Raw genomic sequence first — 15,634 nt, forward strand, 5'->3', positions numbered from 1 at the left:
ATCACTTCTTCCGGCCGGTGAACTCGTCCATCGAGTGGTAGACGCCGACGGTGTTCAGGAACAGATCCCGGACCTTGATGGGAAGCAGCCCGGACAGCGCCTTGTTGAGGCGCGAGGTCCACGGGAGGATGACCAGCGGCTGGCCCGCTTTCATTTCCTTCCATGAGGTGTCGACCACCGCGTCCTGCTCCAGGATCGGCGTGAACAGGAAACCCTTGGCGCCGTCGAACATTCCGGTATTGATGTAGGTCGGACACACGGTGGTGACCTTCACGTGGTCGTGGCCCGCCTGCTCCAGTTCGATGCGCACCGAATCGGACCAACCCAATGCCGCCCATTTGGACGCCGCGTAGACGCTCATGCGCGGGTTGGAGACCAGACCCGCGGACGAGGCGATGTTCAGCACCCGTGCCTCGCCCGTGCCACGCACCATGGCGGGCAGGAATTCCAGGGTGATGTACATGGGGGCCAGCGAGTTGATCGCCATGGTCTTGTCGATATCCGCGCGATTGTCGGTTTCCCAGAAGTAGCTGTTGCCGCGCACGATGCCCGCATTGTTGACCAGGATGTCGATGTCGCCGACCTCGCCGCGCACCGCGGCGGCCGCCTCGACAATGGCCTCCTGCGCCGAGACGTCGACCACATAGTGATGCACGGTGCCGCCCAGACCGGCCAGCTCGGCGGCGGTATCCTTCAGCGCCGCCTCGTTGATATCCCAGAGCACCACGGTGGCCGCGCCCTCGCGCACCGCGCGCTCGGCGAACAGCTTGCCCAGGCCCATGGCGGCACCCGTGACGAGGACCTTCTTACCCGCAACCGTGTCGAGCTTCATCCGTTTCCATCCCTGCTTCGTCGTATCAGCGTGAAATCACTTCTGGCGCAACGTCTTCATGACGTTGAAGTACAGCGTCATGGTTTTCGCCCATAACTCTTCGGACATGCCGGGCAGTGGCGCGATCGGCAGTACGCGCTGCACCGCGATGGTCTGGGTGTCGATGTACTTCAACAGGCCCTCGGGCCCGTGCCGACGACCGGTGCCGGAGATACCGAGCCCACCGGACGGTGCGTCGGCGCTGCCCCACGCCGCGATGAAGCCCTCGTTGACGTTCACCGATCCGGCATTGATGCGCGCGGCGACCGCGCGGCCCTTGGCCGTGTCCTTGGTCCACACGCTGGCGTTGAGCCCGTAAGCGGTGTCATTGGCGGCCGCCACCGCCTCGTCATCGCTGCCGACCCGGTAGATCGAGACGACCGGACCGAAGGTCTCCTCGCGGTACACGGTCATGCCCGGCCGCACGTCGGCCAGCACGGTCGGCTCGTAGAAGTAGGGGCCGAGATCCGGCCGGGCGCGCCCACCCGCGAGCACGGTGGCGCCCTTGGCCACCGCGTCCTCGACATGCGACCGTACGGTGTCGAGCTGCCGAGGGAAGGTCAGCGAGCCCATATCGCTGCCGTAATCCAGTCCGCCGCCGAGCTCGAGCGCCCGCACACGCTCGACGAATTCGCCGACGAACCGGTCGTACACGCTGTCGTGCACGTAGATGCGCTCCATCGATTCGCACAGCTGCCCGGCCGAGGCGAAGCAGGCCCGGATGGCGATCTTCGCGGCACGGGAGATATCCGCGTCGGCCAGCACCAACAGCGGATTCTTGCCGCCGAGTTCCAGCGAGTAGCCGATCAGGCGCTCCCCGGCCTGCTGTGCGATGGTGCGGCCGGTGGCACTGGATCCGGTGTAGTCGACGTAGTCGGCGCGGCCGATGACCTCGCCGCCGATCACCGATCCGCGCCCGAGTACCGCCTGCCACAGGCCACGCGGCAGTCCGGCGCGTTCGCCGGCATCGATGGCCCACAGCGCGGTCAGCGCGGTCTGATTGTCCGGCCGGGCGACCACCGCATTGCCCGCGACCAGGGCGGGCAGCGCATCCGATACGGCCAGCGCGAGGGGGTAGTTCCACGGCGAGATCACCGCGACGACGCCCTTCGGCCGATGCCGCACGTCGACCTGGGTGAGCACCGGCAGCACGCCGCGCGGCTTGCGGTTCGCGAGCAGTTTCTCCGCCACCGAGGCGTAGTACCTGGCGTTCACCGCGACATCGCCGACCTCGTCGAAGGCGTGTGCACGCGACTTACCGGTCTCGACCTGCACGATGTCGAGGATGGTCGCCTGCTCGCGCAGCACGATGTCGTGGAATCGGCGCAGCACCGCGACCCGTTCGCGCACCGGACGCCGCGCCCAGTCCCGCTGCGCGTCCCGCGCGGTCGCGAAGGCCCGATCGATATCGGCGGTCGAGGACTGCGGCAGGTCGGCGATCTTGGCCCCGGTGGCGGGGGCGAACACCTCGACGGACGGTGCGCCGCCCGCGACAGCATGGTCGAGCAGCGGCTGGACCAGGGTCGAGGGCAGTGCGGTGGGCTCGGCGGCCAGCGGGCGGGCGGTCGTCATCGGTCGGCCCTCTCATGGAACGGATCGGCGGCGCGGATGTTCAGCCATTTACTGAACAGTGGTGTTAGATTAATACTTGTGCCGCGTCCCGTGTCAAGCTCTCCGGTGTGCACCACAGACCCGTCGGGCCCGCCGCTGTGAGGGCTCACCGTGCCCGCTAGAGGCTCGGCCGCCAAGGCCGCCGCACCGGCCGCCGGGAGTTCCCCGACCGGGACCTCCGCCCGCCGCGGCCGCCCGCCGCAGACCCAGGAGCAAGCCGAGGAGGTCCGCGCCCGGATCGTGCTCGCCACCGCGGAGGTCTTCACCCGCAACGGCTCGCGCGGCCTGAGCGTCGCCCAGATCATCGAACAGGCCGGCCTGGCCCGGCCCACCTTCTACCGCTACTTCGGCAACGCGGTCGAACCGCTGCATGTGCTGCTGACCGCCTCCAACGCCGGACTGGTCGGCGGCATCCGCACCGCGCTGACCGGGACCGACGAGCCGGTCGAACTCGGCATCCGCCTCATCGACGCCTACCTGGACTGGGCCCGCGGCCACGGCGCCATGCTGCGCCCCCTGTTCGCCGAACTGCACGACCCCGCGTCACCGGTCTCGGCCTACCGCGAGCGCGCCTTCGACGATATTCGCGCCACGGTCCGGGAAACCTTTGCCGAACTCGGCCGCCCGGTACCCAGCCCGCTCGATCTCGATGCCGCGCTACACGTGTGCGAGTACGTCGTCTACCGGATCTCCGCCGATGCCGAACCCGGCACCGAACCGGACCCGGAAACCGTTGCGGAGGCCCGGCTCACCATGATTCGGGTCCTGCTCACCACCCTCGGCACCCGCGCCGACCTCGAGTACGCACTCGACCTGCCGGGACTCTTCCCGGGGTGATGCGTATGACCCGACGGGGTCGGCCGATCACGCCTCGCGACGCGCGAGGGCCCGTTGCTCGACCCGGTGGATCAGCGCGTGCACCCGCCGGTCTCGGGTGAGCCGATCATCGAGGACGACGTTGATCGCGCCGCGCAGCATCGCGTAGGGCTCCCACTGCACGGGGGCGATGGTGCGCGGCGCCCGCCTGCGAATCCCGTCGGCGACCGATGCGGCCGCCTCCGCCGCGGTGATGCGCTTGCTGAGCGGCCACGGCAGCAAATCGCCTACCGCGCGGCCCAATTCGTCCTCGTCCAAGGTGCCGTGGGTCATGGCGGTGTCGACGATGCCGAAGTACGCGACGCCCGCCGTCGCCCCCACCGCGGCCAGCTCGACGCGCAATGTCCGGCCGAACTGTTCGACGGCGGCTTTCGTTGTCATATAAGGAGATCCGGCCATGCCGGGGGCGAAGGCGGCGGCCGAGGAGACGACTACGACGTGGCCACCGGTGGCGATGATGTCGGGTAGCGCCGGGTGCACGGTGTTGAAGACGCCGACCAGGTTGATGCCGACGACCCGGTCGAACTCCGCGGGATCCATGGTCGCGATCGTCGCGGGTTCGGGCACCACACCGGCATTCGCGACGACCACATCGATCCGGCCGAACGCGATGCGCACACGCTCCATCGCATCGCGCATGGCAGCCCGATCCGCGACATCGGCCGTCACGGCAATGGCCCGCTCTCCCAGTGCCCGTGCGGTTTCCGATGCGTCCGCCGCGTCGATATCGAGTATCGCCACGGAAGCGCCGTCGGCATACAGATTCTCGGCGAGCGCCCGCCCGATGCCGGTACCCGCTCCGGTGATCACCACTGCCTTTGCGCGTGGATCGAAAGTACCGGCACCCTGCCACGCGGACGGCACCGCGGCGAGCAGCTTCCGAACCGACCGCAGATCGGAGAGGTTCATCGGACACTCAATTCGTAGGATTCGGCATCGAAACGCCGCGTGCGACGGCGGTATTCGAAGCTCCAGTTCGGATACAGACCGGCATTGAGCCCATCCGGCGTCTGGTAGTAACTCCGGCAACCACCGGTCAGCCACGCGGTGTCCCGGCTGCGTTCGGCGACCTCGTCCAAGAAGGCACGCTGCACTTCGTCCCGTACCTCGACGCGGGCGAATCCCTTGTCCCGCAGCGTTCGCAATGCGTCGACGATGTACTGGAGCTGGGCTTCGATCATGTAGATGGCGGACTGATTCCCCGCCGCCCCGAACGGACCCAGCGTGCAGAAGAAGTTCGGGAATCCCGTCATCGCGGCGCCGAGATAGCTGCTGGGCCGTCGGCGGTAATGATCGGCGATGGACAGCCCGTCCGCACCGTGCACCCGATCGAAAACCCCGGCGGGCACGCCGAATCCGGTGCCCCAGATGATGGTGTCGACCGAATGTTCGGTGCCGTCCGCGGCGATGACGGAATGCGGCCGGATCTCCCGGACACCCGCGGTCACCACCTCGACATTCGGCTGGGTCAATGCCGGGAAGTACGCGTCGGAGAAGATCGCGCGCTTACATCCGATGACATAGTCGGGGGTGAGTTTGCGCCGCAGTTCCGGATCGCGTACCTGACGCAACAGCTGTAGTTTCGAGAGCGTCTCGTATGGGTGCCGGAATCGCTTGTCCACGAACCCGACCAGGCCGAATCCCTCGATGCCCGCGTAGTACGCCCCGCGAATCGCCTTGCCGAGCAACGGCATCCGCCGCAGCACCGCACGTTCCACGCCGGTGGTCGGCCGGTCCAGCCGAGAGACGATCCATGGCGCCGAACGCTGGAACACCGTCAGCTTCCGCACCAGCGGCTGAATCTCCGGAATGAACTGCACCGCCGACGCGCCGGTGCCGATCACCGCCACCCGCTCACCGGTCAGATCGTGTTCGTGCGCCCAGTGCAACGAGTGGAACTGGGTGCCCGCGAAACCGTCCCGCCCCGGCAACGCGGGTATCCGTGCCTCGCTGAACGGCCCGACCGCCGAAATCAGGATGTCCGCGGTGAGTTCACCGCGCCCGGTACGCAGCCGCCACCGGTTCTGCGTTTCGATCCAGTCCGCGCGGTCCAACTCCACGCCGAATCGCATATGCCGCACCACATCGTGCTCGGCCGCGACGTGACGCAAATAGTCGAGGATTTCCGATTGCGTACCGTAGGTGCGCGACCAGTTCGGGTTCGGCGCGAAGGAGTACGAGTACAGATGCGACGGCACATCGCAGGCGCATCCGGGATAGGTATTCGCGCGCCACGTGCCCCCGAGATCCTCGGCGCGCTCGAGTACCACGAAATCCTCGAACCCGGCCTCGCGCAATTTCACGGCGAGTCCGATGCCCGCAATACCCGCACCGATGACGGCGATCGGAACGTGAGCGGGAATATCTGCGGCCATGGTCAGCCAATCCTTTCCGACGCGGGCACCGTTGCCCGCCGTACAGCTACAGGTCGAGCGTGAGATCGCCACCGTGGGAACGGGATACGCAGGTGAGCATGGAATCCGCGCGTTCGGCGTCGGCGAGCAGCCGGTCCCGGTGGTCGACCTCCCCGTCGACCACCCGCACCTTGCAGGTTCCGCAGAAGCCCTGGCGGCAGGAATAAGCGACACCCGGAATCGCCCGCTGAATGGCGGTCAGCGCGGACTCCTCCGCGTGCACCCGCACGGTGCGGCCGGTGCGGCGCAGTGCGATACGGAATTCGACGCCGTCGCGCACCGGCAACGGTGAGAAGCGCTCGGTGTGCAGGGCGGACATCGGGTCGAGCTCCGATACGCGTCGGCACGCCGAATCCATCAGGGGCGGTGGGCCGCACACATAGACCGCGGCATCGGCGGGCACCCGATCGATCACGGTGGTGAGATCCGGCGGTCCGAATTCGTCGTCGGGTCGCACCACCAGTTCGCCGCCGCGCCACCGCGCCAACTCGTCGAGGAACGGCATGCAGGCCCGGGAACGCCCCAGATACACCAGCCGCCACGGCTTTCCGGACCGGGCGGCTGCCGCCACCATCGGCAGTATCGGCGTGATGCCGATACCTCCCGCGACGAAGAAATACGACTGCGCCGCGATGAACGGAAAGGCGTTGCGCGGCCCGCGAATCCGCAGCCGATCCCCGACGCGCATCGTATCGTGCAGTTCCACCGACCCGCCGCCGCCCTCGGCGATGCGCCGGATCGAGATCCGGTAGCGCAGGCGATCGGCCGGATCACCGTTGAGCGAATACTGGCGCTGTCTACCCGATGGCAGGAACACATCGAGGTGCGCGCCCGGCGTCCAAGCGGGCAGCGGTGTGCCCCGCGGGTCGCGCAGCGTCAGGCTCACCACCCCGTCGGCCTCGGCGAGGATCCGTTCGATCACCACCGTCCGGTCGTACCCCTCGCGCCGCACCGGATGTGCGCGCGAAAGTATCCGCGCCACCGCCGCTTCGACGAAGACGAGCTTGTAGGCGTCCATCGCCGACACCAGCAGTCGCACCGCCGGGCCGGGCCGATACCCGGCGGTCACGCGTTCCCCGCGCGGGCCGCGGGCGACTGCGCGAGATAGCGCAGTGCGTTATCCATCGGCCCCAGTTGCGAGGGGTGGAAACCGGGCCGCAGATACCGTGGGATCTCGGTGAAGAAGGTGGTGAAATTCGGCACCACACCGCGAATCGACGCGCTCGCCAGCTGCAACGGCCACCACCGGCCCTTGTCCGGCTCCGGATCCCGGTGGAACAGGTAGCCGCCGGAGGCCACGAACAGTGCCAGCAGCCCCATGCTCGCGATCACCGCTTGCCGCGCCTTACGCGCGTAACTGCCGTCGACGTACATGTAGGCGTCGTAGACCACACTGCGGTGCTCCACTTCCTCCGCGCCGTGCCAGCGGATCAGGTCGAGCATCGCCGGGTGCATCCCGGCGGCCTCGAGTTTGTCATTGGTGAGCAGCCATTCACCGATTACCGCGGTGTAGTGCTCCATGCCCGCGAACAGGGCGAGCCGCTCGCAGAGCCAGGCATGTCGGGCGCGTCCGGTGAGACCGTGATCTCCGAGCACCCGGTCGACCAGCCAGGACATCATTTCGACCATCGGACCGACCTCGAGCCCGATCCGCTCCAACTGCTTGCGTGCCTGTTCATGGGAGTTCGCGTGCATCGATTCCTGGCCGATGAAGCCGCGTACCTGCTCCGCCAGGCGCTCGTCGGAGATCAAGGGCAGCGCCTCGGCCAGCGCCTGCGCCATCGCGCGCTCGCCCTCCGGCAGCACCAGGTGCATCACATTGATGACGTGGGTCGCCATCACCTCACCGGGGATGTAGTGCATCGGCACCGAGTCGAAATCGAAGGCGACATCGCGGGCGTGGATGGCATGCGCCTGATCGGAATACGCGGCGGAACCCATGTCGAATCCTCACGTCTCGTCATTGAAACCGAACAGGGACGAATGTATTTTTGAAATCAAGTGATGTCAACATCGAGTGATGTCAACTTATGGATATGAGAGGATCGGCGCCATGGTCGCCGAATCCGACGAAACCTCGCCCGGCATGCGCCGCTGGCGCGGACTGGAGCCCGCGGAGCGGATCACCGCGCGCCGGGAACAACTGATCGAGGCGGGTATCGAGCTGATGGCCACCATCGGCGCCGCCGGGATCTCCATGCGCGGTATCTGCCGCCAGGCCGGGCTCACCGAGCGGTACTTCTACGAGAGCTTCCCCAACCTCGACGCGCTGCTCACCACGGTGCTCGAGACCGTGGTGCTCGCGGCCCGCGACCGTCTGCTCGACGCGCTGACCGACGCACCGATCGACCGCGCGCTCATGTTCCGCCACTGCGTGGCGGCGTTCACCGATTATCTGATCGAGGACCGCCGCCGCGGCCGGATCATGTTCGTGGAATCGCAGGCGACGCCCGCATTGGCCGCGCGCGGCAACGAACTCATCGAATTGTTCACCGCGCCCATCGCCTTGACCATCGGCGCGGGCGACTACCGCACGCCCGCACCGGATCAGCTGGACAGCGTCCTCAACGCGAACGCCATCTTCGGGTCGCTCGCCTACCTGTACCGCCCGTGGCTGGACGGCACGATCGCGGTGTCACGGGACCGATTCGACGACCATGCCGCCCGCCTGCTGACCAGCATCGCGGTTGTCCGATCGTCCCCGGCCGAGCCCCAGCCCTAATCCGCGGCCGGTACCGGGTCTCGCCGCCGCGCCCGCTCGAAGCGCATCGCGCCGTCGGTCAACTTGCCGTGGCGCAGCGTGAACAGATCGCGCACATAGTTCATGCGCAACCGCCACGGCGACCGATCACCCTGCATCGGAAAGTCTTTCGCGGCGCGCACCACATAGCCCGGCATGAAATTCGTGAAGAGCGGAGCCGGGCCGACGGACGGGTCGCGCACCGGAACGCAGCGCGTGTAGCCGTGCTCGTCCATATGCCGCAGCAGCCGGACCGTATATTCGCTCACCAGATCGGCCTTCAGCGTCCACGACGCGTTGGTGTAGCCGATGACGAAGACGAAATTGGGGACATCCGACAGCATCATGGCCTTATAGGCCATCCGGTCCGCCATCGTCACCGGTGTGCCGTCGACCGTGAGTTCCATGCCGCCGAAGGCGAGTAGGTTCAAACCTGTTGCGGTGATGATGATGTCGGCATCCAGGGTGGCGCCGGAAGTCAGCCGCAGGCCGGTCTCGGTGAAGGTCTCGATGGTGTCGGTGACGACGTCGAGGGTGCCTCTACGTATCGCGCGGAAGAAGTCCCCGTTGGGCGCCAGGCACAGGCGCTGGTCCCACGGGTTGTAGCGGGGAGTGAAGTGGGTGTCGATGTCGTAGCCCGCGGGCAACCAGCGCTGCTGCCACCCACGGATACGCTTGCGCATACCGTCCGGATAGCGCTGGCTCAACTGGTAGATCGCGGTGGCCAGTGCGACATTCTTGGCGCGCGCGACCGCGTAGGCGGCCTTGGGCGGCAGCAACTTCCGCGCCCGGGTGGCCAGGCCGTCGCGGACCGGCGCGGAGATGATGTAGCTCGGCGAGCGCTGCAGCATGGTGACGTGTGCGCCCTGCTCGGTCAGCGCCGGGCCGAGGGTGACGGCGGTGGCGCCGCTACCTATGAGCACCACCCGATTGCCGGCGACGTCCAGGTCGGCGGGCCAGTGCTGCGGATGCACGACCGGCCCGGGGAATCGGTCGACGCCCGCGAAGTCCGGGGTATAGCCCCGGTCGTAGCGGTAGTAGCCCGCACAGGACAGCAGGAATCCGGCGGTCAGCGTGACGGTTTCGCCGGTATCGGTGCGCTCGGCCCGCACGGTCCACCGATTCTCGGCCGACGACCAGTCGGCCGCGAGCACCCGGTGGTGATAGCGGATGTGCCGGTCTATCCCGCTTTCGACGGCGGTGTCACGCACGTAGTCGAGAATGGTGTCGCCGTCGGCGATCGCCTTCTCCCCCAGCCACGGCCGGAATCGGTAGCCGAGGGTGTACATATCGGAGTCGGAGCGAATCCCCGGGTACCGGAACAGGTCCCAGGTGCCGCCCAGTGCGCCACGGCTCTCGAGGATCGCGTAGCTACGCCGTGGAAACGCCTGCCGCAGGTGGTATGCCGCGCCGATGCCGGAGAGCCCGGCACCGACGATGAGCACGTCAACATGCTCGCCAGCGGTCGTCATCGATCGTCATCCTTCGTGGTCGGGCCGATCGGAACGCGCGCGGCGAATCCGTGGCGCGGAGCCAGGCACGCACCGTGCGGCGCCGATCGGAAGTACCTCCAGCCTAATCGCCCGCCGGTTGCCGCCGACGCGGGTCCGCCCAGGACAGGTCGGCAAAACCGCCAGTGCGGCCGTTCGACATTGCCGAATTCTGTTCACGCCCTTTGCCGTTCGGACCACAGGGCTTTCGTCCCAATATGTGAAACCGACCGGTCCGCTAGCCCGACAATCGGAGTGAGCTCACTCACATCGGACGGATACACCGGACGGAACGAACCCCTTCCAGCTAACTCGGACAATAGTTAGCCAATAGTTCGCCAGCCAACTATCGGGTCGCTTGCCCGCACCCCGCACCACTGTGAAACACGGCGACAACGGGTGGAGTCGACGGCCCATGGCCATATCGAGCGGCTATTGCGGACCGGTGACCAGTTGATGATACCCAACGACACACACAACTCGGATCATCAACTGTCCCAGAAGGATTCGCCACAAACTGTGCATACCCATTCGTAGTTACTGTCGGGTAGTGTTCCGATCCACCGACGATCAGAGAAGATCCGGAACCGTATCTGACAACGATTTCCAGGAGCTCACGTGTCGCATTCTCGATTCGAATCCATCGGCGCCTATCTCCCCTCGAATGTCGTTACCACCCAGGAGTTGCTGTCCCGCTTGAAGCAGGCTCCTTCGTTCGATCTCGAAAAGATCACGGGCGTGAAAGAACGCCGGGTGCACGACACTCGACCGGAGAGCTACGAGGATTCGTTCGCGCTCGCCATGAAGGCCGCGGAGGACTGTCTCTCCAGGTCACGGTATGAGGCCAAGGACCTCGACGTGATCATCTCCACCTCCATCACGCGAAGCAAGAACGCCACCCGTATGTACATGGAGCCGTCGTTCGCGGGCTCCATCGCGCGCCGCCTCGGCGCCCCGAACGCAATTGCTTTCGATGTTTCGAATGCCTGCGCCGGAATGCTCACCGGCACCTACATCCTCGATCGGATGATTCGCTCGGGCGCCGTTCGAAACGGCCTCGTGGTGAGCGGTGAGGCAATTACTCCGATTGCCGATACCGCGGTCAACGAAATTTCCGAGAAATACGATCTACAGTTCGCATCGCTGTCGGTGGGCGATTCGGCCGCGGCGGTCGTGCTGGACGAGGCCGTCGACGACGATGACAAGATCCACTACATCGAGCTGATGACGGCCTCGGAGTACTCGCACCTGTGCCTGGGCATGCCCAGCGGCAAGTCCAATGGTGTCGCCCTGTACACCGACAACCGCCGCATGCACAACGAGGACCGGTTCCTGCTCGGCACCGATGCGCAGCGCACCTTCTTGGAGGCGCGCGGACGCACCTTCGCCGACGAGAAGTTCGACTATGTCATCCACCACCAGTTCGGCGCCGCCGCGATTCCGTGGATGAACGCCATCTGCGAACGCGAGTTCGGCAGCCCGATGCCGCCGGATCTGCGGGTCATCGAGAAGTACGGAAATACCTCCACCACTTCGCATTTCATCGTGCTGCACGATCAGCTGAGCCAGCAGACCCTGCCGGCGGGATCAAAGCTGATGATGGTTCCCGCAGCCTCCGGCATCGTCACCGGTTTCGTGTCCACCACCATCTCGTCGCTGAAGGTCTAGGGGTTCTGTCATGGGCGTGCGTATCAAATCCACCGGAATCAGCCGCGCGAGCGACACCAACAGCATTGTCGAGAACAGCGGTCGCGCCGCACGAAAGAGCCTGGAGCGGGTCGGGGTTCGCCCGGACCAGGTCGGCGTGCTCATCAACGCGGGCATCTTCCGTGACTCCAACACCGTCGAACCGGCCGTCTCCGCGCTGATCCAGAAGGCGGCGGGCATCGGCCTGGAGTACGCGAAGGACGATCCGCGGACCTTCTCCTTCGACCTGATGAACGGCGCGGTGGGCGTGCTCAACGCGGTGCAGGTCGCCGCCTCGATCCTGGATACCGCCAGCGCCGAGCACGTACTCGTCGTCTCCGGCGACACCCACCCCTCGCTCACCACCGCGGTCGCCACCGAGGACTTCCCGTACGCCACGGTGGGCGCCGCGCTGTTGCTGGAGCACACCGACGAGGGTGACGGCTTCGGCCGGGTGCACACGGCCGCCGCCGAGGGCAGCCCCGCGGTGGAGGCCTACGTCGACACCGCGACCATGGGCGCGGTCGGGCGCGGCCTGATGACGATCGAGCGGGACCCGGACTTCGAGGATCGGCTGCTGGCCGTCGCCCTGGACGCGGCACGCGCCGCACTGTCCGAGGTGACCGATCTGTCCGGCATCGCGCTGATCGCCTCCACCCCGACCCCGCAGTTCCCGAAGCTACTGGCCGATGCGCTCGGCATCAGCCAGGATTCGGTGCGGACGCCGGATCTGTCCGAGGGCGACCCCCATACCGCGTCGCTCCCGCTGGCCTATCACCGTGCCGTGATCGAGGATTCGCTCGGCGGCTTCACGCAGGTGCTGTTCGTGGCGGCCGGGTCGGGCCCGTCCGCGGCGGCGGTGCTGTACCGGTTGCCCGCGACCACAGGGATCCACGAGTGACATTGGCAACCTACTGGCAGGCCGTCGACCGGTTCCGTGCGTTCGCGCGCACGGAACCGAACCGCGAAGCGGTGATCTTCCCGGCCGGGAAGAACCCCGACGGCCTGCCGGCCTACCGGCACATCACCTACCGCGAGCTCGACGAATGGTCCGATGCCATTGCCGAGCGGTTGACCGCGGCGGGTGTCGGCTCGGGTTCCCGCACCATCGTGCTGGTGCTGCCGAGTCCGGAGCTCTACGCGATCATGTTCGGGCTGATGAAGATCGGCGCGACGCCGGTGGTCATCGACCCGGGCATGGGCGTGCGAAAGATGTTGCGCTGCTTGCGCGCGGTGCAGGCCGAGGCGTTCATCGGGATCCCGCAGGCGCATGCGCTGCGAGTGCTGTTCCGCGGCAGCTTCCGGAAGGTGCGCACGGCCGTCACCGTCGGTAAGCGCTGGTTCTGGCGCGGCGAGAGCCTCGCGAAATGGGGCACCCGACCCGCGGGCATGCTGTCCGCGCGCACCCCGGCCGCCCTCGACAATGTGCTCGTCATCGGGTTCACCACCGGCAGTACGGGTCCGGCCAAGGCGGTCGAACTCACCCACGGCAATCTGGCCGCGATGGTCGAGCAAGTGGATGCCACGCGCGGGCACATCCCGCCGGGGACCTCGCTGATCACACTGCCGCTGGTCGGAATCCTGGATCTGCTGCTCGGATCGCGCTGTGTACTTCCGCCGTTGATCCCGAGCAAGGTCGGGTCCACCGACCCGGTGCACGTGGTGGACGCGATCGACAAATTCGGGGTGCGGACCATGTTCGCCTCCCCCGCTGTGCTGATTCCGCTACTGCGCCACCTGAAGCGGCGGCCGAACAAGCTGAAGACCCTGCACAGCATCTACTCCGGCGGCGCGCCCGTCCCGGACTGGTGTATCGCCGGGCTGCGCGAGCAGCTCACCGAGGATGTGCAGATCTTCGCGGGATACGGCTCGACCGAGGCATTGCCCATGTCCACCATCGAGTCTCGCGAACTCTTCGGCGGGCTGGTCGAACGCGCTCACCGCGGCGACGGCACCTGTATCGGGCGCCCCGCCGACCGGGTGAGGGCCGAGCTGGTGGCCATCACCGACGACCCGCTGCCCACCTGGGACCGGGTCGAGGCACTGGCCGACGAGCTGGAAACCACCCACGGCATCGGCGAACTCGTCGTCTCGGGTCCGAATGTCAGTACCCATTACTACTGGCCGGAACAAGCCAATACCGCGGGCAAGATCGTGGACGGCGACGTGATCTGGCATCGCACCGGTGATCTTGCCTGGATCGACGACCAGGGACGGATCTGGTTCTGCGGGCGCAAGAGTCAGCGGGTCCAGACCGCGACCGGACCGATGTTCACCGTGCAGGTCGAGCAGGTCTTCAATACGGTGCCGGGGGTGGCCCGCACCGCGCTGGTCGGGGTCGGTCCGCGCGGAGCTCAGAAACCGGTGCTGTGCGTCGAATTGCAGCCCGGCGCCGACGCCATGTCGGTCGAGCTGAAGCTGCGCACCCGCGCGGCCGAATTCGAACTGACCAAGCCGGTTTCGGAATTCCTGATGCATCCGAAGTTCCCGGTGGACATCCGGCACAACGCCAAGATCGGCCGCGAACAGCTCGCCGAATGGGCGACCCGGCAGCTGGAGGTCCGACCCCGATGACATCCACCGCATGGTCCGCGAATCCGGTGGCGCGGCAGACAGGAGCGCGATCATGACCACGAAAACGACTGCCCTGCGGTCCATCCCGGTACTGGGCTGGCTCTATCTCGGTGGTGGTGTACTGGCCGTGGCCACGGATCGGGTGCCGCGGAACCGGTTCCTGCGGGCCGTGTGGTGGATCGATCTATTTCTCAGCGTCGTGGTGCACGCGGCGCAGATCCCGGCGGCGCTGCGTGCCGCCCGGGGCACGGGCCGTTCGCCATGGAAGACGGCGGTCCTGACCCAAATCTTCGGCATCACATACTGGGCGACCCAGGAGGTCGATCGATGAAGGTATTGGTAACCGGCGCATCCGGATTCCTCGGCGGGGCGCTGGTGCGCCGCCTGGTGGCCGACGGCGAACACGATGTGTCGATTCTGGTGCGGCGCACCAGTAATCTGACCGATCTGGGCCCGGCGCGCGATGCTGTGCAACTGGTCTACGGCGATCTCGCCGATCCGGCTTCGCTGATCCAGGCGACCAGCGGCGTGGATGTGGTGTTCCACAGTGCCGCCCGGGTCGACGAGCGCGGCACCCGGGATCAGTTCTGGGAGGAGAACGTACGCGCCACCGAGCGGCTGCTGGATTCCGCCCGGCGCGGCGGAGCGTCGCGCTTCGTATTCATCTCCAGCCCCAGCGCGATGATGGACTACGACGGCGGCGACCTGCTCGACGTCGACGAGTCACTGCCCTACCCGCGGCGCTATCTGAATCTCTATTCCGAGACGAAAGCCGCTGCCGAGCGCGCGGTCCTCGCCGCGAACACCGCCGAATTCACCACCTGCGCACTGCGACCGCGCGCGATCTGGGGCGCGGGCGACCGTTCCGGCCCGATCGTGCGACTGCTCGGCCGTACGGCGGTCGGTAAGCTGCCCGATCTCTCCTATGGCCGCGATATCTACGCCTCGCTGTGCCATGTGGAGAATATCGTCGACGCGTGCGTGAAGGCGGCCGCCTCGGATGCGGTGGGCGGCAAGGCCTATTTCGTCGCCGATGCCGAGAAGACCAATGTGTGGCAATTCCTCGGCGAGGTGGCCACCGAACTCGGCTACCCGCGACCCACCCGGCAGCCGAATCCGCGCGTGCTCACGGCGATCGTCAACATCATCGAAACCGTCTGGCGGATACCGTATGTCGCGACGCGGTGGTCACCGCCGTTGTCGCGGTATGCCGTCGCGTTGATGACGCGCAGCGCCACCTATGACACCGGCGCCGCCGCCCGCGATTTCGGGTACCGGCCGGTAATCGACCGCACCACGGGCCTGACGAGCTTCCTGACCTGGCTCGCCGCCGAGGGCGGGGCCGTCGAACTCACCAGAACCCTGCGATGAT

14 protein-coding genes are annotated in these 15,634 nt (G+C 66.8%); 7 read left to right on the plus strand and 7 right to left on the minus strand.

Translation table 11 applies throughout. The annotated features are described in order from the left end of the window. Nucleotide 1 precedes the first annotated feature (1 nt). Nucleotides 2-832, minus strand: coding sequence for an SDR family NAD(P)-dependent oxidoreductase (locus AB0H61_RS01300; RefSeq protein ID WP_357297741.1), 831 nt, complete (start codon nt 830-832; stop codon nt 2-4). 36 nt (nt 833-868) lie between these two features. After that, nucleotides 869-2,443 (minus strand): succinic semialdehyde dehydrogenase, encoded by a 1,575-nt coding sequence (locus AB0H61_RS01305; RefSeq protein WP_357297744.1) that lies wholly within the window; start codon nt 2,441-2,443, stop codon nt 869-871. Between the two features lie 150 nt (nt 2,444-2,593). On the opposite strand from AB0H61_RS01305, the gene AB0H61_RS01310 reads away from it, so the two are divergent. Continuing rightward, the gene (locus tag AB0H61_RS01310) at nt 2,594-3,319 is read left to right on the plus strand and encodes a TetR/AcrR family transcriptional regulator (RefSeq protein WP_357297745.1); all 726 of its coding nucleotides are present in this window, start codon (nt 2,594-2,596) and stop codon (nt 3,317-3,319) included. Between the two features lie 27 nt (nt 3,320-3,346). Here AB0H61_RS01310 and AB0H61_RS01315 read toward each other — a convergent pair whose 3' ends face one another. Genes AB0H61_RS01315 through AB0H61_RS01330 form a run of 4 tightly spaced genes read right to left on the minus strand, consistent with a single transcriptional unit; the run spans nt 3,347 to nt 7,713 of the window. Continuing rightward, nucleotides 3,347-4,267 (minus strand): short-chain dehydrogenase/reductase, encoded by a 921-nt coding sequence (locus AB0H61_RS01315; protein WP_357297747.1) that lies wholly within the window; start codon nt 4,265-4,267, stop codon nt 3,347-3,349. Continuing rightward, nucleotides 4,264-5,733, minus strand: a complete 1,470-nt coding sequence (locus tag AB0H61_RS01320) for an NAD(P)/FAD-dependent oxidoreductase (RefSeq protein ID WP_357297750.1) — start codon at nt 5,731-5,733, stop codon at nt 4,264-4,266. The genes AB0H61_RS01315 and AB0H61_RS01320 overlap by 4 nt, the downstream gene beginning before the upstream one ends. Before the next feature lie 46 nt (nt 5,734-5,779). After that, entirely contained in the window at nt 5,780-6,841 is a 1,062-nt protein-coding gene (locus tag AB0H61_RS01325; protein WP_357297752.1) for a PDR/VanB family oxidoreductase, read from the minus strand. After that, entirely contained in the window at nt 6,838-7,713 is an 876-nt protein-coding gene (locus tag AB0H61_RS01330) for a metal-dependent hydrolase (protein ID WP_357297754.1), read from the minus strand. Before AB0H61_RS01330 ends, AB0H61_RS01325 begins: the two co-directional genes overlap by 4 nt. Nucleotides 7,714-7,792: 79 nt before the next feature. Here AB0H61_RS01330 and AB0H61_RS01335 point away from each other — a divergent pair, with 79 nt between their 5' ends. Beyond that, the gene (locus AB0H61_RS01335) at nt 7,793-8,494 is read left to right on the plus strand and encodes a TetR/AcrR family transcriptional regulator (protein WP_357297757.1); all 702 of its coding nucleotides are present in this window, start codon (nt 7,793-7,795) and stop codon (nt 8,492-8,494) included. On the opposite strand, the gene AB0H61_RS01340 is transcribed toward AB0H61_RS01335, so the two are convergent. Next, nucleotides 8,491-9,984 (minus strand): NAD(P)/FAD-dependent oxidoreductase, encoded by a 1,494-nt coding sequence (locus AB0H61_RS01340; protein ID WP_357297759.1) that lies wholly within the window; start codon nt 9,982-9,984, stop codon nt 8,491-8,493. The genes AB0H61_RS01335 and AB0H61_RS01340 overlap by 4 nt on opposite strands. Nucleotides 9,985-10,620: 636 nt before the next feature. Between AB0H61_RS01340 and AB0H61_RS01345 the strand changes: the two genes are divergently transcribed. From AB0H61_RS01345 to AB0H61_RS01365, 5 genes are read left to right on the plus strand one after another with little or no spacing between them, the layout of a single operon-like run. After that, nucleotides 10,621-11,670: a 3-oxoacyl-[acyl-carrier-protein] synthase III C-terminal domain-containing protein gene (locus tag AB0H61_RS01345; protein ID WP_357297761.1), complete on the plus strand. Its 1,050-nt coding sequence runs from the start codon at nt 10,621-10,623 to the stop codon at nt 11,668-11,670. A gap of 10 nt (nt 11,671-11,680) precedes the next feature. Continuing rightward, nucleotides 11,681-12,589, plus strand: coding sequence for a hypothetical protein (locus AB0H61_RS01350; RefSeq protein WP_357297763.1), 909 nt, complete (start codon nt 11,681-11,683; stop codon nt 12,587-12,589). Next, a complete protein-coding gene (locus tag AB0H61_RS01355; protein ID WP_357297765.1) occupies nt 12,586-14,262 on the plus strand; it encodes a fatty acid CoA ligase family protein in 1,677 nt (558 codons plus the stop codon). The genes AB0H61_RS01350 and AB0H61_RS01355 overlap by 4 nt, the downstream gene beginning before the upstream one ends. A 52-nt stretch (nt 14,263-14,314) precedes the next feature. Next, nucleotides 14,315-14,593, plus strand: a complete 279-nt coding sequence (locus tag AB0H61_RS01360) for a hypothetical protein (RefSeq protein WP_357297768.1) — start codon at nt 14,315-14,317, stop codon at nt 14,591-14,593. Continuing rightward, entirely contained in the window at nt 14,590-15,633 is a 1,044-nt protein-coding gene (locus AB0H61_RS01365) for an NAD-dependent epimerase/dehydratase family protein (RefSeq protein WP_357297770.1), read from the plus strand. Before AB0H61_RS01360 ends, AB0H61_RS01365 begins: the two co-directional genes overlap by 4 nt. Nucleotide 15,634 lies beyond the last annotated feature (1 nt).

Origin of the sequence: Nocardia sp. NPDC050710 (assembly GCF_040654375.1) — a bacterium.
Lineage (GTDB): Bacteria > Actinomycetota > Actinomycetes > Mycobacteriales > Mycobacteriaceae > Nocardia.

Coding starts and splice junctions, on each gene's coding strand:
- AB0H61_RS01315 (WP_357297747.1), bottom strand. CDS start 4,267: ATGAACCTCTCCGATCTGCGGTCGGTTCGGAAGCTGCTCGCCGCGGTG.
- AB0H61_RS01340 (WP_357297759.1), bottom strand. CDS start 9,984: ATGACGACCGCTGGCGAGCATGTTGACGTGCTCATCGTCGGTGCCGGG.
- AB0H61_RS01365 (WP_357297770.1), top strand. CDS start 14,590: ATGAAGGTATTGGTAACCGGCGCATCCGGATTCCTCGGCGGGGCGCTG.
- AB0H61_RS01330 (WP_357297754.1), bottom strand. CDS start 7,713: ATGGGTTCCGCCGCGTATTCCGATCAGGCGCATGCCATCCACGCCCGC.
- AB0H61_RS01350 (WP_357297763.1), top strand. CDS start 11,681: ATGGGCGTGCGTATCAAATCCACCGGAATCAGCCGCGCGAGCGACACC.
- AB0H61_RS01360 (WP_357297768.1), top strand. CDS start 14,315: ATGACCACGAAAACGACTGCCCTGCGGTCCATCCCGGTACTGGGCTGG.
- AB0H61_RS01300 (WP_357297741.1), bottom strand. CDS start 832: ATGAAGCTCGACACGGTTGCGGGTAAGAAGGTCCTCGTCACGGGTGCC.
- AB0H61_RS01305 (WP_357297744.1), bottom strand. CDS start 2,443: ATGACGACCGCCCGCCCGCTGGCCGCCGAGCCCACCGCACTGCCCTCG.
- AB0H61_RS01335 (WP_357297757.1), top strand. CDS start 7,793: ATGTCAACTTATGGATATGAGAGGATCGGCGCCATGGTCGCCGAATCC.
- AB0H61_RS01320 (WP_357297750.1), bottom strand. CDS start 5,733: ATGGCCGCAGATATTCCCGCTCACGTTCCGATCGCCGTCATCGGTGCG.